18 protein-coding genes and 1 pseudogene are annotated in these 19,289 nt (G+C 72.6%); 8 read left to right on the forward strand and 11 right to left on the reverse strand.

The annotated features are described in order from the left end of the window. Positions 1-14: 14 nt before the first annotated feature. From LNK82_RS16685 to glyA, 3 genes are read right to left on the reverse strand one after another with little or no spacing between them, the layout of a single operon-like run. Positions 15-1,070, reverse strand: a complete 1,056-nt coding sequence (locus tag LNK82_RS16685; protein ID WP_230567905.1) for a winged helix DNA-binding domain-containing protein — start codon at positions 1,068-1,070, stop codon at positions 15-17. A gap of 29 nt (positions 1,071-1,099) precedes the next feature. Continuing rightward, a complete protein-coding gene (locus tag LNK82_RS16690; protein ID WP_230567906.1) occupies positions 1,100-1,345 on the reverse strand; it encodes a P-loop nucleotide/nucleoside kinase family protein in 246 nt (81 codons plus the stop codon). After that, a complete protein-coding gene (gene glyA / locus LNK82_RS16695; protein ID WP_230567907.1) occupies positions 1,342-2,658 on the reverse strand; it encodes a serine hydroxymethyltransferase in 1,317 nt (438 codons plus the stop codon). Before glyA ends, LNK82_RS16690 begins: the two co-directional genes overlap by 4 nt. Before the next feature lie 75 nt (positions 2,659-2,733). Here glyA and LNK82_RS16700 point away from each other — a divergent pair, with 75 nt between their 5' ends. From LNK82_RS16700 to LNK82_RS16715, 4 genes are all read left to right on the forward strand, one after another. Then, entirely contained in the window at positions 2,734-3,576 is an 843-nt protein-coding gene (locus tag LNK82_RS16700; protein WP_230567908.1) for a helix-turn-helix domain-containing protein, read from the forward strand. A 10-nt stretch (positions 3,577-3,586) separates the two neighbouring features. Continuing rightward, positions 3,587-4,219 (forward strand): AAA family ATPase, encoded by a 633-nt coding sequence (locus LNK82_RS16705; protein ID WP_230567909.1) that lies wholly within the window; start codon positions 3,587-3,589, stop codon positions 4,217-4,219. Positions 4,220-4,372: 153 nt separating this feature from the next. After that, positions 4,373-5,365 (forward strand): trypsin-like serine peptidase, encoded by a 993-nt coding sequence (locus LNK82_RS16710; RefSeq protein WP_230567910.1) that lies wholly within the window; start codon positions 4,373-4,375, stop codon positions 5,363-5,365. Positions 5,366-5,410: 45 nt separating this feature from the next. Then, a complete protein-coding gene (locus tag LNK82_RS16715; protein WP_230567911.1) occupies positions 5,411-5,851 on the forward strand; it encodes a MarR family winged helix-turn-helix transcriptional regulator in 441 nt (146 codons plus the stop codon). Between the two features lie 731 nt (positions 5,852-6,582). Here LNK82_RS16715 and LNK82_RS16720 read toward each other — a convergent pair. The 3 genes from LNK82_RS16720 to LNK82_RS16730 all read right to left on the reverse strand — a co-directional run bounded on the left by LNK82_RS16720 (position 6,583) and on the right by LNK82_RS16730 (position 9,253). Then, positions 6,583-6,909, reverse strand: coding sequence for a hypothetical protein (locus tag LNK82_RS16720; RefSeq protein ID WP_230567912.1), 327 nt, complete (start codon positions 6,907-6,909; stop codon positions 6,583-6,585). Positions 6,910-7,146: 237 nt separating this feature from the next. After that, a complete protein-coding gene (locus LNK82_RS16725) occupies positions 7,147-8,433 on the reverse strand; it encodes a M20/M25/M40 family metallo-hydrolase (RefSeq protein WP_230567913.1) in 1,287 nt (428 codons plus the stop codon). After that, on the reverse strand, positions 8,426-9,253 hold the full coding sequence (locus LNK82_RS16730; RefSeq protein ID WP_230567914.1) for a M55 family metallopeptidase: 828 nt from the start codon (positions 9,251-9,253) through the stop codon (positions 8,426-8,428). Before LNK82_RS16730 ends, LNK82_RS16725 begins: the two co-directional genes overlap by 8 nt. Before the next feature lie 131 nt (positions 9,254-9,384). Here LNK82_RS16730 and LNK82_RS16735 point away from each other — a divergent pair, with 131 nt between their 5' ends. The 4 genes and pseudogenes from LNK82_RS16735 (at position 9,385) to nikE (ending at position 14,549) form a co-directional block, all read left to right on the forward strand. Next, positions 9,385-11,130, forward strand: coding sequence for an ABC transporter substrate-binding protein (locus tag LNK82_RS16735; protein WP_230567915.1), 1,746 nt, complete (start codon positions 9,385-9,387; stop codon positions 11,128-11,130). Continuing rightward, positions 11,082-12,082 (forward strand): annotated as a pseudogene (locus LNK82_RS16740) (ABC transporter permease). Before LNK82_RS16735 ends, LNK82_RS16740 begins: the two are co-directional and overlap by 49 nt. Then, a complete protein-coding gene (locus tag LNK82_RS16745) occupies positions 12,079-12,963 on the forward strand; it encodes an ABC transporter permease (RefSeq protein ID WP_230567916.1) in 885 nt (294 codons plus the stop codon). The pseudogene LNK82_RS16740 and the gene LNK82_RS16745 overlap by 4 nt, the downstream one beginning before the upstream one ends. Then, complete coding sequence (nikE, locus tag LNK82_RS16750; RefSeq protein WP_230567917.1) at positions 12,960-14,549, forward strand: nickel ABC transporter ATP-binding protein NikE; 1,590 nt, start codon at positions 12,960-12,962, stop codon at positions 14,547-14,549. Before LNK82_RS16745 ends, nikE begins: the two co-directional genes overlap by 4 nt. Here the strand turns inward: nikE and LNK82_RS16755 are convergent. The 5 genes from LNK82_RS16755 to LNK82_RS16775 all read right to left on the reverse strand — a co-directional run bounded on the left by LNK82_RS16755 (position 14,504) and on the right by LNK82_RS16775 (position 19,209). Further along, complete coding sequence (locus LNK82_RS16755) at positions 14,504-15,325, reverse strand: SDR family NAD(P)-dependent oxidoreductase (RefSeq protein WP_230567918.1); 822 nt, start codon at positions 15,323-15,325, stop codon at positions 14,504-14,506. The two genes, nikE and LNK82_RS16755, sit on opposite strands and share 46 nt — an antisense overlap. A gap of 613 nt (positions 15,326-15,938) precedes the next feature. Further along, on the reverse strand, positions 15,939-16,349 hold the full coding sequence (locus tag LNK82_RS16760) for a winged helix-turn-helix transcriptional regulator (RefSeq protein WP_230567919.1): 411 nt from the start codon (positions 16,347-16,349) through the stop codon (positions 15,939-15,941). A gap of 3 nt (positions 16,350-16,352) precedes the next feature. After that, complete coding sequence (locus LNK82_RS16765; RefSeq protein WP_230567920.1) at positions 16,353-17,564, reverse strand: acyl-CoA dehydrogenase family protein; 1,212 nt, start codon at positions 17,562-17,564, stop codon at positions 16,353-16,355. Continuing rightward, complete coding sequence (locus tag LNK82_RS16770; RefSeq protein ID WP_230567921.1) at positions 17,564-18,571, reverse strand: phosphotransferase family protein; 1,008 nt, start codon at positions 18,569-18,571, stop codon at positions 17,564-17,566. The genes LNK82_RS16765 and LNK82_RS16770 overlap by 1 nt, the downstream gene beginning before the upstream one ends. After that, positions 18,568-19,209: an HAD family hydrolase gene (locus LNK82_RS16775; RefSeq protein ID WP_230567922.1), complete on the reverse strand. Its 642-nt coding sequence runs from the start codon at positions 19,207-19,209 to the stop codon at positions 18,568-18,570. Before LNK82_RS16775 ends, LNK82_RS16770 begins: the two co-directional genes overlap by 4 nt. Positions 19,210-19,289: the final 80 nt, after the last annotated feature.

Below are 19,289 nucleotides of genomic sequence, written 5' to 3' on the forward strand. Positions count from 1 at the left end.
ACGATCGTCCAAATCTAGAGTCGGACGTCGCCGCTCACGCCCGCGAACGCCAGCAGCCGGGCGCCTTCGGCCTGCACGTCGGCCTTCTGCGCACGGGTCAGCGGCCGGAACACCTCGATGTCGAGCCCGTCGGCGGCCTGCTTCCAGGTGCCGTGCACGAAGCCGTCCACCAGCAGGGTCGGCTTGCCGCCGATGACGATCCCGCGCCGGTAGTCCTCGTCGGAGATGACGCGGGTGCGGTCGTCGTGGCCGAGCAGCACGTTGTCGAACTCGGGCAGGAACCGCGCCGGCGCGGGCGTGTCGGGGTCGGGCAGGGGCGCGTCCGGCACGTCGTAGAGCGTCCGGCCGCGTTCGTCGGTGAAGACCCGCAGGTCCATCGCCTCGACCACGGGCTTGAGGCGGCTCATGCCGGCCCAGGTCTGCACGTCCTTGACCGAGGCCGGGCCGAACGCGGCGAGGTAGCGGCGCACGAACTCCTCGATCGGCGCGGCCGGCCCGGCGGGGCCGAGCCACCGGGCGGCGGTCGTCCACTTCGCCGCCCCGGACCTGCCCCAGACCGCGCGTGGCGTCGCCTGCACGGTCGGCACCAGGAAGCTGCCCGCGTAACCGAGCGCGTTGGCGTCGCGGTCGGGCCACCGCGGGGCGAGCAGGTCGCCGATCTCGCGCCGGGTGCGCGGCTCTTCGAGCAGCGGGGTGACGGCCTCGGCGAACTCCTCGACGTCGAGCCCGTCCATAACGAACCCGAACGGCGAGGACGCGAACCGTCGGTGCAGGAACGGCCGCAGCAGCGGTTCGAACCGGCCGTGGTCGGCGGCGGTGACCAGGTGGATCGTGCCACGCTGTAGCGACGCCCGGACGACCCGCCGGTCCAGCAGCAACGACCCCAGCTCGTCGGCCTGGAACGACCGGATCCGCGACCACAGGCCGTAGTAGGGCGAGAACGGCTCCTGCGCCTGCATGCCGACCAGGTGCTCCACCACGTCGCACGCGGTCCGGTCCACCCGGTCCAGCAGCAGCTGCCGCTGCAGGGTCGCCCGGTTCAACGCCCGGGTCGTCAGCTTCTCGATCACGACACCAGGCTAGGCGCTATCGCGGACGATTACGGTCCTCGATAGCTGCGGTCGTAGAGGCGCATCTCCGCGTCGTCCGGACAGCCCGTCGGGCGGCGGCTCGAGGTGCACCAGTTCCACCGACGCGCCCAGCTGTCGACGCCCAACGCGGCCGTCCACTCGTCGGGTGAGAGCCGGACGCCGTGCCGTTCCGCGGCCAGTCGCCGCGCGTGGGTGGTCTTGCCGCTGCCGGGAAGCCCGCAGACGATGACGAGGCAGCCGGGCCGGCCGGTCATGGGGACCCGTTGACCTCACGGCGCAGCGCGATGGCGTCCGCCCGGATCCGGTCGGGTGCCTCGCGGTCGATCAGGGCGCGGCGCATCAGGGCGGCGATGCCGGGCTGGTGTTCGGGGGTGAAGCCGCGGCGGGTGATCTCCTGGGTGCCGATGCGCAGGCCGCGCAGCCCTTCGTCGATGCGCTGCCACGGCAGGCTGATGCCGCTGAGGTAGACGCCGGCCTCGCCGAGCAGCACGGCCGCCGCGTCGCCGCCGCCGAGGGTGAGGGCGTCGATCGCGAGGTGGTGGGAGCGGGTGTGGACGCCGTCGTGGCGGGCCACGTCGAAGCCGTTGTCGGCCAGTGCCGCGCCGAGCGCCTGGGCGTTGGCGATGCACGCGCGCGCGTAGTCGGGGCCGTGTTCGGCCAGTTCGGCGGCGGTGACGGCGAGGGCGCCGAGGCGTCCGGCGTCGTAGTTGGCGAGCATGCCGGGGTAGGCGACGTTCGAGACGCGTTCGGCGAGCTCGGGGTCGCGGGTGACGACGCAGCCGCCGGACGGTCCGCCGAACGACTTGTAGGTGGAGAACGTCATCAGGTGCGCGCCCTCGTGCAGTGGCCGCTGGAACTCCTTGCCCGCGACGAGCCCGGCCATGTGGGAGGCGTCGTAGACGAGGATCGCGCCGACCTCGTCGGCCGCCGCCCGGACCGCGGCGACGTCGTGCGGGAACAGCATCAGGCTCGCGCCGATCACCACGATCCGCGGCCGGTGCACCCGGAGGAACCCGGGCAGCGTCCCGTAGTCGAGGTCGAGTTCGTCGGGCAGGTAGGGCAGGTCGACGACGGTGAGGCCGCGGATCGCCGGCACGCCCTGCGCGTGGTGGCTGGCGTGGCCGCCGGCGAACTCGGGCAGCACGGCGATCTTGTCGCCGGCGCGGGCGAACGCAGTGTAGACGGCGAGGTTGGCCAGGGTGGCGCTCTGCAGCCGGACCTCGGCGAACCGGCCTTCCATGAGGGACGCGACGAGCATCGGCGCGAGGACTTCGAGGGTGTCCAGGTGGTCGAGGCCGACCTGGTACTTCTCGCCGGGCCAGCCCATGCTCGGCCTGCTGGACACGGTGGCCCGCACGGCCGCCGCGGCGGTGGGGCTGAGCACGTTGGTGCCCGCGTAGAGCACGATCCCGTCGTCGTCGACCTGGGTGGCGTGCGCTTCGAGGGCCTTGCGGACGGTGGCCGCGACGCCGGCGGCGGTCAGGTCGGCGGAGACGGCGGCCTCGACCTCGGCGAGCCTGCGTTGCGCCTGCGGGGAGGCCCAGGGTGCGATCCTGCTGTTCGTCACGGTCGATCACGCTAGGGCGTGGGCGTCGGGTGGGGCGACCGTCCGGGGACTGGAGTTGTTCCTACAGTTGTCGGAATGCAGGAGCTGCTGGACGAGCTGTCCCGGGTGCTGGGACGCGGGGTGTCGGTGGACGACGTGGCGGGCCGGGTGGTCGCGCACAGCGCCCAGACCGACGACGTGGACCAGGCGCGGGTGCGGGCGATCCTGGCCCGGCGGGTGCCGGCGGACGTCGCGGCGTGGCAGGAGCAGCACGGCCTGGCGACCGCGACCGGGCCGGTGCGGGTGCCGGGGAACGCGGCGTTGGGGTTCGGGCAGCGGGTGGGTTTCCCGTTGCGGCACAACGGGGTGCTGGTCGGCTACCTGTGGGTGCTCGGCGACGTGCCGGAGCTGGACCTGGGTGAGCGGTTGGCGGCGTTGGCGGCGCAGGTGCCGGTCGGTGATCGGACGCCGGTGCGGGTGGTGGTGGCGTTGGAGCCGCGGGTGGTGCGCACGGTGCCGGCCGCCGAGGCGCTGCCGGACCTGCCGGGGCACGTCGGGGTGAGCGACCCGCACCCGCCCGACCGGACCGCCGCGGCCTACCAGCAGGCGTTGGCGGCGGCGGAGCTGGCGCGGCTGGACCCCGCGTTGCCGGATCGGGTGCGGTGGTCCGAACTCGGCGCGTACCGGCTGCTGCTGGGCGCGTCGCCGGACGAGGTGGTGGCGGGGTTGTCGGACGTGCTGCTGCGGACGTTGGAGGTGTACCTGGACTGCGGTTGCGAGGTGCGTGCCGCGGCGGAACGCCTGCACCTGCACCGCACCAGCCTGTACTACCGGCTGGGTCGGATCGCCGAGCTGACCGGCCGCGACCTGGCCGACGGCGGCGCCCGGCTGGAGCTGCACCTGGCGCTCAAGCTCGTCCGGTTGGCGCGGCGTCAGTAGGGTCGGTCTCGTGCTCCTGTGGATCAACGGCCCGTTCGGCGGCGGCAAGACCCAGACCGCGCACGAGATCCGGCGGCGGCTGCCGGGCAGCTTCCTCAGCGATCCCGAGCACGTCGGGTTCGCCCTGCACCGGATGACGCCGCGGGCGCTGCGCGGCGACTTCCAGGACCTGGTGTCGTGGCGGCGGGGCGTGGTCGAGGTGCTGGACCGGGTGGCGACCGGGCACGACGGGGTGATCGTGGTGCCGATGACGGTGGTGGAGCCCGCGTACTTCCGGGAGATCGTCGGCGGGCTGCGCGACCGGGGGCACGACGTGCGGCACTTCGCGTTGCTGGCCGAGCGGGAGACGGTGGTGCGGCGGCTGTGGGAACGCGGGTTCGGGCACGCGGCGCGGGTGGTGCTCGGCAAGGACGCGCCGCTGCGGCGGGAGAGCTTCGCGATGCGGGTGCTGGACCGCTGCCTGGAACGGCTCCGCGAGCCGGAGTTCGCCGAGCACGTGTGGACCGATCACCTCACGGTGGCGCAGGTGGCGGACCGCGTCGCGGCGTCGGCCGGGCTCACGTTGGCGCCGAACACCGACGGCAGGCTGCGCGGCCGGGTGCGGCGGACGTGGACTTCGGTGAAGCACATCCGCTTCGACTAGGGGTGTGCGGAACGTCGCGGTCGGTGGCCGCGCCGCTCGCTCAGTCGAGGACAGCGTCACTCGTTCGTGTCATTTTCCCTCGTCACCGACACGCCTCCCGTCACGGCGACGACGTCATCTACATCCGCGATGACACGAGAGGGGAGCACCGTGATGAACGAGCCGCAACGAGGATCGCCCGAGTACCCGGAACGCTGGGAGGACCTGGTCCGCCGACCGCGCCGGCAGGCGACCGCCCGGCCACCGGATGAGTTCCGCGAACTGTTCGAGGGTTCGCCGCGGCACACCCGCGAGGTCCGCCGCGTCGACCGGGCGCAGGAGTCGTGGGCCCGGCTCGGCACGGACCCGGTGGAGTCCTACCGCCCGGACTGGGTCGAGGCGGCGGGCAAGCCGCGACGGGCCAAGGTGCCGCCGCCTCCGCGGGTGCGCCACCGGGGCGGGGCCGAGCTGGAGCCGCTCGTCATCTGGCACCCCGACGACCGCAAGACCTACAACGACCACGCCTTCCCGTGGGGCTGCGTCTGCCTCATCACGACCGCGTTCGGTTCCCGGGGTTCGGGCGTGATCATCGGTCCCCGTCACGTCCTCACCGCCAGCCACGTCGTCGAGTGGTCCACCGACCAGGCCGAGACCATCGAGGTCCACCGCCACGGGAACGGCTTCCGCGCCCGCACCCACGCGACGTTCGCGATGGCGTTCACCCAGATCGGTGACGTGGGGGCGACCACGCTCGACGAGGACTACGCGGTGCTGGTGACCGAGCAGCGCATCGGCGACGCGTTCGGCTTCCTGGGCACGAGGGAGTACGACAGCGGCTGGGACGACGATCACCTGTGGAACACGATGGGCTACGCGGGCGACTTCCCGCAGGGCTCCGGTCAGGGGCTGATCCCCACGTTCCAGCAGCGGGTGGCGCTGGACGAGGACGAGTTCGACCTCGGCTCCGGACGGGCGATGACCACCACCGCCGATGCCATGCCGCGGCAGTCGGGCTCGCCGATGTTCGGCACGTGGGGAGACCAGACGCAGGTCGTCGCCGTCATCTCCGCGACGGGCCAGGTCTTCCTGTCCGGCACCGAGAACTGGTGCTCGGGCGGCTCCGACCTGAACCGGCTCGTCCGCAAGGCGCGCACCGACTTCCCGTGACCGCCGAGGGGCGCGACACGATAGGGTGATCAACTTCTCTGACCGATGTCAAGGAGTGACGTGCCCGACCTCGGCTTGTTGCTGTACTTACCGCACCGCGAGCTCGAGAACCGGGTGTTCGCCGCCCTGGCGGAGGCTGGGTTCGACGACGTGACGCCCGCGCAGGCGCGGGTGTTCCACCGGATCGCCCCGGACGGGTCGCGGCTGACGGAGCTCGCGGAGGCTGCCCGGATCACCAAGCAGACCGCCGGTTTCCTGGTCGACCAGCTCGAACGCGCCGGTTACGTGGAGCGCGGCCCGGATCCGACCGACGCGCGGGCCAGGCTGATCCGGGTGGCCGAACGCGGGCGCGCCGCGATCCCGGTCTGCCTGGCCGCGATCGCCGAGGTGCAGCGGGAGTGGACCGCGCACCTGGGCCGGCCGCGGATGGTGGCGCTGCTCGACGCGCTGGCCAGGTTGCGGGAGATCACCGACCCGGACCTGTAGCGGCCGGGCAGCCCGGTGGGCGCGCCTGCTCGCCGTGGCCCAGTTCGACACGGGCAGGGGTTCCTCGCAGGCGCCTGGCGCGGTGATGTGCAGGCGTTCCCTGGCGTAGACGACGACGGCGGTCTGCCCGTGCAGGTCGGCGGCGTAGGCGCGGGCGAGGTCGACGCCCCGGACCTCGGCGTAGTTGCCCGCCGACCAGAACAGCGAGAGCGACACGACGGCGAAGACCAGCACCCTGGTCCACGTGGGGTGCGCGTCGGGGCGGCGCAGGCGGCTCGCGTACAGCGACAGCAGGATCCCGCCGCCGACCGCGAGCGGGAACGCGTAGAAGCTGGTGACCGGGAACAGCAGCCCGAGCGCCACGGTGAGGGCGGGCAGGATCAGCCAGGCCAGCGACAGCAGTGCCGACAGCGCCCGTGCGCGGTTGCCCGGTCGGTCGCCCGCCGCGCGGACGCGGGGTTCCAGCCACCGGCAGAGCAGGGCGATCCCCACGACGACCGCCAGCAGCAGGAACACCGGTCCGACGCTGCGCAGCACGTAGTCGGTGGTGGTCATGCCCAGCACGGAGCTGTCGATGCCCAGTTCCCGGGCTTGCACGTCGCTGCGTCGCCAGCCGAAGTACACCAGCAGGCCGGTGAGGACGGTGACGTTGGCCAGCGCCTCGCCGACGCGTTGCACCGCGTCCGGCTGGTCGGAGCCCTTGCCGGGCGCGTCCCGGTCGGCCGGCGAAGTCATGACGTGGTCGTGAGGGTGGTGGTGCCCGTCCGTGTGATCGCGGTGGTGGTGGTGTTGGTGCGAGGGTCGTCGCGGTCGGTGTCGGTCGGCCACGTCGGCGGCCTGCCCTCGGCGCACGCGAAGGTCTCGGACGCCTGCTGCTCCAGGACGCTGCGCACGGCCCGGTAGGTCGCGCAGTCGACCTCGCCGCTGCCGTCGGCGCCGGTGTTCGTCGCCCAGCCGTACCGGGAGGCGCGGTCGTACATCCCGCGGCCGGCCGATCCCTCGCCGCGGCACAGGTGGACCCCGGCTTGGTAGAGCAGCACGTTGCGCGGGCTCGTCATCGAGCTCCACTGCCCGTCCAGGGTGGACTGGGCCTCCGCGCAGGCTGGGACTTCAGCGGCCGGTACAACACCCCGCTCTGGCACGAGGTGACGCCCACGACGACCGCCACCGCCACCGCTCCTCTGGTGATTCGCGCCCACACGTTCCGGCCTCCTCCACCATCACTCCGCGAGCTGGGAGGCTGACGGGAAGGGTGGGGATACGCGGGCCTGTGCACCCGATCGTGTGAAGGGGTGTTACGAGGACAGGAACCGGTCGAGGACGCGGGCGCCGAAGCGGAGCCCGTCCACGGGCACGCGCTCGTCCACGCCGTGCGGCATGGCGCGGTAGTCGTAGCCGGCCGGCAGCGACAGCGGGGCGAAGCCGTAGCAGTCGATGCCCAGCCGGCTGAACGCCTTGGCGTCCGTGCCGCCGCCCATGCAGTAGGGCACGACCACGGCCTCGGGGTCCTCCGCGCGCAGCGCCGCGGCCATCGCGTCGAACCACGGGGAGTCGATCGGCGCCTGCACGGGCGGTTCGTCGGCGATGAACTCGCGCCGCACGTCCGGGCCGAGGGCGACGTCGATCGAGGCCAGCAGCTCGTCGACGGCGCCGGGCAGGGTGCGCACGTCCAGTTCGGCGGTGGCGCTGCCGGGGATGACGTTCACCTTGTACCCGGCTCGCAGCACGGTGGGCGTGACGCTGTTGCGGACGGTGTTCTCGACCAGTTTCGCGGCGGTGCCGAACCGGGCGATGGTGGCGTCGACGTCGGACAGGTCCACCGGCACGTCGAGCGCGGCGCCGACCCGTTCGACGAACGCCCGCACGGTGGGTGTGAGCCGCACGGGGTGCCGGATGGCGGCGACGCGGGCGAGCGCGGCGAGGAGCGTGGCCACGGCGTTGTCGTCGTTGCGGCGTGAGCCGTGCCCGGCGCGCCCGGTGGCGGTGAGCCGCAGGTGGGAGGTGCCGCGCTCGGCCGTCCCGATGGGGTAGACGCGCCGGTGCCCGACGGGGTGGGCGTAGCCGCCGGACTCTCCGATCGCCGTGGCGCAGCCGGCGAAGAAGTCGGCGTGGTGGTCGACCAGCCAGTGCGCGCCGAACTCGCCGCGGTCCTCCTCGTCGGCGACGAACGCGAGCACGATGTCGCGACGCGGCCGTCGCCCTTCGCGGGACCAGGCGCCCAGCACGGCCAGCACCATGGCGATCATGTCCTTCATGTCGACCGCGCCGCGGCCCCACAGGTAGCCGTCGCGCTGGATCCCGGCGAACGGCGGCACGCTCCACTCGGCCGGGTCGGCGGGCACCACGTCCAGGTGCGCCTGCACGAGCAGCGCGGGCAGGTCGGGTTCGGCGCCGGGGACGCGGGCCAGCACGTTGGCGCGGCGTGGCGCGGGTTCGAGCACGGTGGCCCGCACGCCGACGGCGTCCAGGTGGGCGGCGACGAACTCGGCGGCCTCCCGTTCGCCGGCGGACTCGCCGCCGCCGCGGTTGGTGGTGTCGAAGCGCAGCAGCGCGGCGCACAGGTCGACGACGTCCTCAGCCATAGATTCCCTCCACCGCCCCCGCGGCGATCGCGGTGACGACCTTGAACGCCTGCATCGCCAGGGTCATGGACGCCGCGTCGAACCCGACCCGGCGTGCTCCGACCTGCTCCACCGTAGGGATCACCGCCGCGGCGGCGGCCAGGTGGGTGGCGTCGAACTCCACTTCGACCCGGTGCGGCGCGACCGCGCCCGGCCCCCGCCCGGCGCGGCCCATGGCCGTGCGGGCGGCCGCGGTGATCAGCTCGGAGGTCACCTGCGGGGGTGAGCAGACGGCGGCGTAGCGGCTGACGCACTCCTTGACGGCGACGAGTTCGGCGTCGGGCGCGTAGTCACGGGCGTCGTCGCACGCCTTGTCGTCACCGGTCACGAGCAGCACGGGGACGCCGTGCTCGGCGGCCAGCGCGGCGTTGAGCCTGCCCTCGCTCGCGGGCACGCCGTCCAGCCACACGCCGGTGATGGAGTTCTCCAGGTAGGTGTGCGCGAGGACGCCCTCCTGGCCCGCGCCCGCGTGGTAGCCGAGGAACACCACGCCGTCCACGCCGGAGTCGACGCCCTGCATCATCGACAGCGGCTTGTGCCGCCCGGTGAGCAGCCGCGCCCGGGTGTCGAGGTCCTCCAGCAGCAGGTTGCGCTGAGAGGAGTGGGCCTCGTTGACGAGCACGTCGGTCGCGCCGCCCGCGTGCACGCCCGCGACGCAGGCGTTGACGTCGCCGGTGAACAGCCGGCGGAACCGCTGCCACTGCTCGGTCTGCGGGACGACGTCGGCGGTCCAGGTGACCCCCGTCGCCCCTTCCATGTCGGCCGAGATCAAGATCCGCATGCCGTTCACCGTACCGAGCCGATGTCGGTTCTTGACGCATGCCACGACGGAGTGGTTACTTCTTGACTTCCACTCACGGGCGGGAGGCGGTCACTGTGGGTATCCGACGGTTCGGTGCGATCACGGCGGCGATGACGATGGTGGCGGTGCTGGCGCCGACACCGGCGCAGGCGCAACAGGCGGTGACGTTGAGGGTGGCGATCACCCAGCAGGTGGATTCGCTCAACCCGTTCCTGTCGGTCTTCCAGGCGGGCACCGAGGTCGGCAGGCTGATGTACGACTACCTGACCGCCTACGACGTGAAGGACCAGCGCCCGGTGGAGGGCCTGGCCGACCGGTGGGAGTCCTCGGAGGACCGGCTGACGTGGACGTTCCACGTGCCCGAGGGCAAGAAGTGGTCCGACGGGCAGCCGATCACCGCGCGGGACGCGGCGTTCACCTACGACCTGATGATGCGCGACGAGACCGCCGCCACGGCCAACGGCAGCTTCACCGCCGACTTCGAGTCCGTCACCGCGACCGACGACCGCACGCTGGTGATCAAGACCAGGCAGCCGCAGGCGACGATGCTGGCGCTGGACGTGCCGATCGTGCCCGAGCACGTGTGGTCGAAGGTCACCGACATCGGCGAGTACCGCAACGACCAGACCCCGGTGGTGGGCAGCGGGCCGTTCATCCTGACCGAGTACCGGGCCAACGAGTTCATCAAGTTCAAGGCGAACAAGGACTACTGGCGCGGCGCGCCCAAGTACGACGAGCTGACGTTCACCTACTACAAGACCTCGGACGCCGCGGTTCAGGCGTTGGGCAAGGGCGAGGTCGACCTGGTCAACCGGATGGGTCCGGCGCAGTTCGACTCGCTCAAGGACAAGGACGGGATCACGCGCAACCAGGCGCAGGGCCGTCGCTTCAACGAGATCGTGATCAACTCGGGTGCGGCGACGCGCACCGGCGAGCCGATCGGCGACGGCCACCCGGCGCTGAAGGACGTCGTGGTGCGCCGGGCGATCGCCAAGTCGCTGGATCTGGACGGGATCATCGCCAAGGTCAACGGCGGTTACGCGCAGCGCGGCACGGGCCCGATCCCGCCGGTGTTCGGCGACTACCACTTCACGCCGCAACAGGCGCACCCCTACGACCCGGCGGCGGCCAACGCCGACCTGGACCGGGCGGGCTACGCGCGTGGCGCGGACGGCATCCGCGTCTCGCCGGAGGGCAGGCGGCTGGAGCTGCGGCTGCTGGGGCACGCGAGCCGCGCCTACGACGAGCAGACCGGCGAGTTCGTCAAGCGGTCGCTGGCCGACCTGGGCATCGTGGTCGACGTGCAGATCGTCTCGGACAACCAGCTCAACGAGTCCAGCACGGCCGGGACGTTCGACCTGGTGTTCTCCGGGTGGGGCACCAACCCGGACCCGGACTTCATCCTGTCGCTGCACACGTGCGGCCAGCGGCCCAACGCCGACGGCAAGGGCGGCACCACCGACACGTTCTTCTGCGACCCGGAGTACGACGCCCTCTACGCCCGGCAGCGCGCCGAGTTCGACCCGGCGAAGCGGCGCGAGCTGGTGCTGAAGATGCAGCAGCGGTTCTACGACCAGGTGCCGGCCGTGGTCCTGGGCTACGACAACGCGCTGGAGGCCTACCGCAGCGACAAGTTCGCCTCGTTCCCCGTGCAGCCCGACCCGGGCGGCGTGATCATGGCCCAGAACGGCGTGTGGGGCTACTACGGCGCGACACCGGTCGCGTCGGCGGGCGCGGACACGGGCTCGAACACCGGTCTGGTGCTCGGCGTGGTCGGCGGCGCGCTGATCGTGCTGGTCGGCGGCGCGTGGCTGATCGGCCGGCGGCGCGGGCTGCGCGCGGAGGACCGCGAGTGATCCGGCACCTGGCGGGCAAGGTCGGCGGCGCGCTGGTCAGCCTGCTGTTCGTGGTGGCGCTGGGGTTCCTGCTGTTCCGGGTGATCCCCGGCGACCCGGTGGTCGCGATGACCCGCGGCCGGCCGGTGACCGGGACCAGCTCGCCGAGCTGCGCGCGCGGCTGGGCGTGGACAAGCCGTTGGACGAGCAGTTCGTCGACTACCTGACCGCGGCGCTGCGCGGTGACTTCGGCACGTCCTACGTCTACAGCAGGCCGGTGCTGGAGCTGATCGGCGAACGGCTGTGGCCGACCGTGCTGCTGACCGGCACGTCGACGGTGCTGGCCGTGGTGATCGGGCTGTGGCTGGGGATCCGGGGCGCGTGGCGGCGCGGGTCGCGGTCGGACCGGATCTCCACCGGGCTGGCGCTGGCGCAGTGGGCGATGCCGACGTTCTGGCTGGGCATGCTGCTGTCGCTGGCGACCGGCGACCTGTTCCCCAGCGGCGGCATGCGCTACCCGGACACGCCGCCGGACTTCCTGTCGCAGGCGGTGGACGTGGCGCACCACATGGTGCTGCCGTGCCTGACCATGATCGCCGTGGTCTACGCGCAGTACCTGCTGGTGATGCGGTCGTCGTTGCTGGAGGAGATGCACGCCGACTACCTGACCACGGCGCGGGCGAAGGGGTTGCGCGACGACCTGGTGCGCCGGCGGCACGCGGTGCCCAACGCGCTGCTGCCCACCGTGACGCTGGTGTTCCTGCACCTGGGGCTGGTGGTGTCGGGCGCGATCACGGTGGAGACGGTGTTCTCCTGGCCCGGGCTGGGCCTGTTGACCTACGAGGCGCTGACCGGGCCGGACCTGCCGCTGCTGCAGGGCACGTTCGTGGTGCTGGCGGGAGCGGTGATCACCATGAACGTGTTCGCGGACCTGCTGTACCGGGTCCTGGACCCGCGGGTGCGTGCGTCGTGACGGCGATCGCGTGGCAGCGGCGGCGGGCCGCGGCGCGGGCGACGTGGCGGGAGTTCGCCTCCCAGCGCGGCGGCCTGGTCGGGCTGATCGGGTTGGCGGTGATCGCGGTGCTGGCGGTGCTGGCGCCGGTGGTGACCGACGCGTCGGGGTTGGACGTGACGCGGGTGACCGCGCGGCCGTGGGAGCCGCCGTCGGCTTCGCACTGGCTCGGCACGGACCACAACGGGCGGTCGGTGCTGCTGCTGACGTGGTGGGGCACCCGGATCTCGCTGGTCGTGGGCCTCGCGGCCACGGTGTTGTCGGTGCTGATCGGTACCGTGGTCGGGATCGCGGCGGCGCACTTCGGCGGGTGGGTGTCGGCGGTGCTGATGCGGTTCACCGACTTCTTCCTGGTGCTGCCGTCGCTGGTGCTGGCGATCGCGCTGTCGACCGTGCTGCCGCGCGGGCTGGGCACGATCGTGCTGGCGATCGGGGTGACGTCGTGGCCGGCGACGGCGCGGCTGGTGCGGGCGCAGACGCTGGCGGTGGAGGCGCGTCCGTTCATCGAGCGGTCGCGCGCGTTGGGCGGCGGGCACGGGCACGTGATCGGGCGGCACGTGCTGCCCGCCGTGCTGCCGCTGGTGTTCGTGAACACGACGTTGACGGTGGCGAGCGCGATCGTGGCGGAGTCGACCCTGTCGTTCCTGGGGTTGGGCGACCCGACGCGGGTGTCGTGGGGGTCGCTGCTGCACGCGGCGAACATGCACGGCGCCGTGTCGCAGCGGGCGTGGTGGTTCCTGGTGCCGCCGGGGCTGGGCGTGGTGTGCGTGGTGCTGGCGTTCACGCTGTGCGGGCGGGCCCTGGAGACGGTGCTCAACCCGCGGCTGAAGGGGGAGCGGTGAGCAGCCTGCTGGAGTTGCGCGACCTGAGCGTGCACTACCGGACCGCGCGTGGCGAGGCGACCGCGGTGCGGTCGGTGTCGCTGGCGTTGGAGGCGGGGCGGACGCTGGGGTTGGCGGGGGAGTCGGGGTGCGGGAAGTCGACCGTGGCGATGTCGGTGCTGCGGTTGCTGCCGCGCAACGCCCGCGTCGAGGGCCAGGTGCTGCTCGACGGCGAGGACGTGCAGGGCATGTCGTGGGGCCGGCTGCGGGCGGTGCGGTGGGCGGCGGCGTCGGTGGTGTTCCAGGGCGCGATGCACGCGTTGAACCCGGTGCACCGGGTCGGCGAGCAGATCGCCGAGCCGATGCGGCTGCACGGCGTGACCGGGTCGGTGTCGGCGCTGCTGGACCAGGTGGAGCTGCCGGCGCGGGCGGCGCGGGCCTATCCGCACGAGCTGTCGGGTGGGCAGAAGCAGCGGGTGATGATCGCGATGGCGTTGGCGTGCGAGCCGCGCCTGGTGATCGCGGACGAGCCGACCACGGCGCTGGACGTGGTGGTGCAGGCGCAGGTGCTCGACGTGCTCAAGCGGCTGGTGGCCGAGCGCGGGATCGGGCTGGTGATGATCAGCCACGACCTGTCCGTGCTGGCCTCCACGTGCGACCGGCTGGCCGTGATGCGGCACGGGCAGGTGGTGGAGGAAGGGCCGGCGCGGGAGGTGATCGCGTCGCCGACCCACCCGCACACGCAGGCGTTGGCGGCGGCGTTCCCGACCGTGGGCGATCCGGCGTCGCGGCACGTGACGCCGTCCGAGGTCGCGCCGGGCGGGCCGGTGCTGCTGCGGGCGGAGGGCGTGCGGGTGTCGTTCGGCGCGACGGAGGCCGTCGCCGGGGTGGACCTGGAGGTGCGGGCCGGGGAGATCGTCGCGCTGGTCGGCCAGTCCGGCTCGGGCAAGACCACGTTGGCCCGCACGGTGCTGGGACTGCAGAAGCCGACCGCGGGCCGGGTGCTGTTCGAGGACGTCGAACTCCCCCGGTCGGCGGCGGGCCTGCGCGCGTACCGGCGGCAGGTGCAACTGGTGCTGCAGGACCCGACGAGCGCGCTCAACCCGCGGCACTCGGTGTACGAGGCGGTCGCGGAGGGTCTGCGGATCCACCGGGTGCCCGGCGACGAGTCCGCGCGGGTCGCCGAGGCGTTGTCGCAGGCAGAGCTGCGTCCGCCGGAGCTGTTCTTCCCGTCGTTGCCGCACGAGCTGTCCGGCGGCCAGCGCCAACGCGTGGTGATCGCGGGCGCGTTGGCACTGGGTCCGCGGCTGCTGGTCGCCGACGAGCCGGTCGCGTCGCTGGACGCCTCCGTGCGAGGGGAGATCCTGGCGCTGCTGCTGCGGCTGCGCCGTGAGCTGGGCCTGGCGGCGCTGGTGATCACCCACGACCTCGGTCTGGCGTGGACGATCGCCGACCGGGTCGCGGTGATGTACCAGGGGGAGCTGGTGGAGCAGGGCACGGTGGAGCAGGTGCTGCTGTCACCGCGGCACGACTACACGCGCACCCTGCTCGCGGCCGTGCCTCACGACCAGCGCAACACCCGGCCGAACTGGACCAGCTCGCCGTAGTGCTCCGGGCGGCGCGCCCCGAGCGCCAGGTCGAGCACCGGCTTCGCCGCCTCGGCCGGACTGGCCGCGCCGCTCATGTCGGAGAACCACGGGCGGGAGGCGTCGGTGTCGACCAGGCCGGGGCAGACGGCGGCGATCAGCGTGCCGGTGGCGGCGTCGGCGTCACGGCGTTCGGCGGCGACCGCGCGCACGGCGGCGACCTGGCCGACCTTGGAGGGGATGTTGATCCAGTCCGGCCAGCCCTGGTCGGTCGCGGTGCCGTCGAGCACGGCGTCGCGCCAGGCGAGCATCGTGGCGTCGACGTCGTCCAGCGATCGTGCGGCGAAGCGCTCGTGCAGGTGGTGGGGCAGTTGGCGCACGGTGCCGAAGGAGCTGGCCACGACCAGCAGCGCGCCGCCGGGGCGCAGCAGTGGGGTGAACGCGCGCAGCACGTGGGTGGTGCCGAGGTTGTTGGTGGCGACGAAGGGGCCGACCTGGTCGCTCCACGGCGCGCCCGGGGTGAGCCGTGCGGCGGCGTTGGAGAGCACCACGTCCACCCCGCCGTGCCGTTCGCGCAGGTCGTCGGCGAAGGAGGCGACGGAGTGCGCGTCGCTGACGTCGAGCACGTGGGTGCGGATGGCGTCGTGGTCGATGCGGGCCGCGGCGTCGGCGACCCGACCGGCGTCGCGGCCGGTGAGGTAGACGACGTCGGACGGTGCGGCGCGGTGCGCGAGGCCTTCGGCGAGGGCGAAACCCAGGCCCTGGTTGGCGCCGGTGACGACGGAGATGCGGGTCATGTCGGCCATGATCGCGCAGGTCCAGGAACCGATCGGTTCCTCCGGCGACGCCCTGACCAGCGGTTTCTCGCCGGGCGCGTCCACGAACGGGTGATCCTGCCGGCGGCTTTCAAAGAATACGGCGTTATCATTGAACTCGAACGTCGGTTGAAACAACGAGGCCGGCAACCAACCCGTGGCCCCTGAACCCCACCGGAGGCCCCCGGACAGTCACCCCGCGAACATCCCCTGAGGACCGCCACCCCGAGATCCCGACCCCGGATCTCGGCTCCCGACCTCGCTCCGGGATCTCGCCCGAGGATCTCCGCGCCAGGACCTACCCCCGCGCCAGGACCTACCCTCAGCACCTCCGCCCCGGGACGGTTGCACCAGAGCGGTTGCCCGCGGATCGCCGCCCGGGACGTCGGGCGGTCGGGCCGTCCGCCGCCCTACCCGCCGACCCCGGCCGACCGTGCCCCCGCCGATCCTGCCGCCCGCCGTCCAGCACGTGGCCGCGGATCGCGTCGTGCCCATCGATCCGCTTCGCGCGCCGCCCGCCCGCGGCCGACCTAACCGGCAGCGCTCGAGCGCGCCCACGTGCCATGTCGTCACGTGCTGCCGCGTCGCCCGCGGCCTATCCCACCGCGTGCCGCCGGATGTCGAGCGGTTCGTCCCGAGGCTCGACCTGACGTCCCGCGTGGAGCACGTCGGTGTCCACGTCGGCGTCCCGCCGGGCGTCGAGCAGCTCGCCGGTGTGCTCCTCGGCCCACGCGGCGAGCGCGCGGACGGGCGTGAGCAGCGACCGGCCGAGGTCGGTCAACTCGTGCCACCCGTCCACGCTCGTCAGCAGGCCGTTGCCCCGCAGCCGGGCCAGGGTCTGGGTGAGCATCTTGTTGCTGATGCCGCCGATCCGGTCCAGCAGCTCCCCGTACCGCAGCGGCCCGTCGCCGAGGGCGACGACGACCACCACCGACCAGGTGTGCCCGACGACCTCCAGGGTCGTGCGGGCGGGGCAGTCGGCGAGGAACACGTCGAAGTCGCTCACCAGTCACAAATACCGCTTGAGCTCCCGCTTCGCCAACGACATCCGGTGCACCTCGTCGGGGCCGTCGGCCAGGCGCAGGGTCCGCGCCGCCGCCCACAGCTCGGCCAGCGGGAAGTCCTGGCTCACGCCGCCCGCGCCGTGCGCCTGGATCGCCTTGTCCAGCACCCACTCGGCCATGAGCGGCGTGCCGATCTTGATGGCCTGGATCTCGGTGTGCGCGCCCTTGTTGCCGACGGTGTCCATCAGCCACGCCGTCTTGAGCACCAGCAGCCTGGCCTGCTCGATCCGCACCCGCGACTCGGCGATCCACTCCTGCACGACACCCTGGCGCGCGATCGGCTGCCCGAACGCGACGCGCGAGATCGCGCGGCGGCACATCAGCTCCAGCGCGCGTTCGGCGATGCCGATCAGCCGCATGCAGTGGTGGATGCGGCCGGGGCCGAGGCGGGCCTGGGCGATCGCGAAGCCCTCGCCCTCGCCGGCGATCAGGTTGTCGGCGGGCACGCGGACGTTGTCGAAGACGATCTCGGCGTGCCCGCCGTGGGAGGCGTCCGTGTAGCCGAACACGTGCATGCCGCGCTTGACGTGCACGCCCGGCGTGTCGCGCGGCACCAGGATCATCGCCTGCTGGCGGTGCCGTTCGGCGTCGGGGTCGGTCTTGCCCATCACGATGAAGATCGCGCAGTCGGGGTTCATCGCGCCCGACGACCACCACTTGCGGCCGTTGACGACGTACTCGTCGCCGTCGCGGGTGATGCTGGTGGCGATGTTGGTGGCGTCGGAGGACGCCACGTCCGGCTCGGTCATGCAGAACGCCGACCGGATCTCGCCGTCCAGCAGGGGCCGCAGCCACTGCTTCTTCTGCTGCTCGGTGCCGAACATCGCCAGCACCTCCATGTTCCCGGTGTCCGGCGCGGCGCAGTTGAGCGCCTCGGGCGCCAGGTGCGGGCTGCGGCCGGTGATCTCGGCCAGCGGCGCGTACTGCAGGTTCGTCAGGCCACCGCCGTGCTCGGGGTCGGGCAGGAACAGGTTCCACAGACCCTGCCGGCGCGCCTCGGCCTTCAGCTCCTGCAGCACCGCCGGGCGCGCCCACGGGTCCTCGGCGTCGGCCAGCTGCTGTTCGGCGACCGACTCGGCCGGGTAGACGAACTCGTCCATGAACCGCAGCAGCCGGTCGCGCAGGTCCTCGGTCTTGGCGTCGTAGGCGAAGTCCATCAGTGCTCCCCTGAGCTCGCGGCGAGTCCCTGTCGCACCAGCGGCAGGGTGAGTTGGCCGATCTGGTCGAACCCCGCTCCCACGGTCTGGCCGCGGGTGAAGCGGAAGTGGATGCCTTCGAGGATCACGGCGAGCTTGAAGTAGGCGAACGCCGTGTACCAGGCCAGGCCGCCGGTGTCGGCGCCGCTGCGCTCGGCGTAGCGGCGCACCAGCTCGTCGGTGCCCGCGAACCCGGGCAGTGTCGGCACGGTGCCGGTGATCGGATCGTCGTCGCGCGCGCCGATGCCGTTCCAGTACACGCACAGCAGGCCGACGTCGGCGAGCGGATCGCCCAGCGTGGCCATCTCCCAGTCCAGCACCGCGCTGATGTCCAGCGGGTCCTCGGTGACCAGGACGTTGTCCAGCCGGTAGTCGCCGTGCACGATCGTGGCACGGGCGGAGTCGGGGACGCTGTCGGCGAGCCGGTCGCGCAGCTCGTCGATACCGGGCAGCTCACGGCTGCGGGAGGCGTCGAGCTGCTTGCCCCAGCGGGCGACCTGGCGCTTGAGGAAGCCGTCCGGTCGGCCGAAGTCGGTCAGGCCGACCTCCTCCGGGTCGACGGCGTGCAGGTCGGCGAGCACGTCGACCAGCCGTTCGGACAGGGCGCGTGCCTTGTCCGGGGTGAGCCACGGGCACTGGTCGCGGTGCCGCAGCGCCACGCCCGGCACCTCTTCCATCAGGTAGAACGGCGCGCCGATGACGTCGGTGTCCTCGCACAGCAGCTCGACCCGCGGCACCGGCACGGCGGTGTCCGCCAGGGCCTTGATCACGCGGTGCTCGCGGGACATGTCGTGCGCGGTGGCCAGCACGTGGCCCAGCGGCGGTCGGCGCAGCACCCAGCGGTGTTCGCCGTCGGTGACGCGGTAGGTCAGGTTGGACCGTCCGCCGGGGATCAGTTCGCCGGTCAACGGGCCGGCGCCGAGGTGCGCGGCGAGCCGGTCGAGGTCCAGGCCGGGTAGTTCGGTCATGCGGCGACTCCCCTGAGCTGGGCGATCACCGCGCGGGTCGTGTCGGCGTCGGTGTGCCGGTGGGCGTGCAGGCCGACAGCCTGCGCCGCTTCGACGTTGACCGGCGCGTCGTCGAAGAACACGCACCGGTGGGCGGGCAGGCCGATCTGGTCGAGGGTGTGCTGGAAGATGCGCGGGTCGGGCTTGCGCAGTCCGATCCGTCCGCTGATCACGATCGTGTCGAACAGCTCGAGCAGCAGCTCTTCGGGGTAGCCCTCGCCCCAGCTGTTGGACAGCAGCGCGGTCCGCAGGCCGTCGGCGCGCAGTTCGCGGACCAGGTCGACCATCCTCGGGTCGGGATGGGCGCTGCCGAACATGCGGCGCAGCAGGCCCTTCGACGCCACCTCGCGTCCGTCGAGGGTGACCAGTTCGGCGGCCAGAAGCGCTTCGAACTCGGCGGTTCCGAGTTCGCCGGTCTCCAGGCGGGCCACCGGGTTGCCGGGGACCGCGTCACGGCCCATCCAGGTCCGCATGGTCCGGCCGTAGTGGTCCCGGTCGATGTTCTCCGAAGTCAGCCAGTCCTCGATGAAGGCGGGCACGGAGACCGTGAGCACGCCGCCCCAGTCCAACACCACCGCGTCGATGCGCCGTTCGTCCACGTCGCGAGGGTACCGACCGGTCGGTATGTCGGCAACCCCGGTCGTTCGCCCCTTCCTCACCAGGGTCGATGAGTCGTGCT

Source organism: Saccharothrix luteola, assembly GCF_020859565.1.
In the GTDB taxonomy this organism is placed as follows: Bacteria; Actinomycetota; Actinomycetes; order Mycobacteriales; family Pseudonocardiaceae; genus Actinosynnema; species Actinosynnema luteola.

Coding starts and splice junctions, on each gene's coding strand:
- LNK82_RS16735 (WP_230567915.1), top strand. CDS start 9,385: ATGACGATGGTGGCGGTGCTGGCGCCGACACCGGCGCAGGCGCAACAG.
- LNK82_RS16710 (WP_230567910.1), top strand. CDS start 4,373: ATGAACGAGCCGCAACGAGGATCGCCCGAGTACCCGGAACGCTGGGAG.
- LNK82_RS16700 (WP_230567908.1), top strand. CDS start 2,734: ATGCAGGAGCTGCTGGACGAGCTGTCCCGGGTGCTGGGACGCGGGGTG.
- LNK82_RS16720 (WP_230567912.1), bottom strand. CDS start 6,909: ATGACGAGCCCGCGCAACGTGCTGCTCTACCAAGCCGGGGTCCACCTG.
- LNK82_RS16690 (WP_230567906.1), bottom strand. CDS start 1,345: ATGACCGGCCGGCCCGGCTGCCTCGTCATCGTCTGCGGGCTTCCCGGC.
- LNK82_RS16730 (WP_230567914.1), bottom strand. CDS start 9,253: ATGCGGATCTTGATCTCGGCCGACATGGAAGGGGCGACGGGGGTCACC.
- LNK82_RS16770 (WP_230567921.1), bottom strand. CDS start 18,571: ATGACCGAACTACCCGGCCTGGACCTCGACCGGCTCGCCGCGCACCTC.
- LNK82_RS16765 (WP_230567920.1), bottom strand. CDS start 17,564: ATGGACTTCGCCTACGACGCCAAGACCGAGGACCTGCGCGACCGGCTG.
- LNK82_RS16755 (WP_230567918.1), bottom strand. CDS start 15,325: ATGACCCGCATCTCCGTCGTCACCGGCGCCAACCAGGGCCTGGGTTTC.
- LNK82_RS16715 (WP_230567911.1), top strand. CDS start 5,411: ATGTCAAGGAGTGACGTGCCCGACCTCGGCTTGTTGCTGTACTTACCG.
- LNK82_RS16725 (WP_230567913.1), bottom strand. CDS start 8,433: ATGGCTGAGGACGTCGTCGACCTGTGCGCCGCGCTGCTGCGCTTCGAC.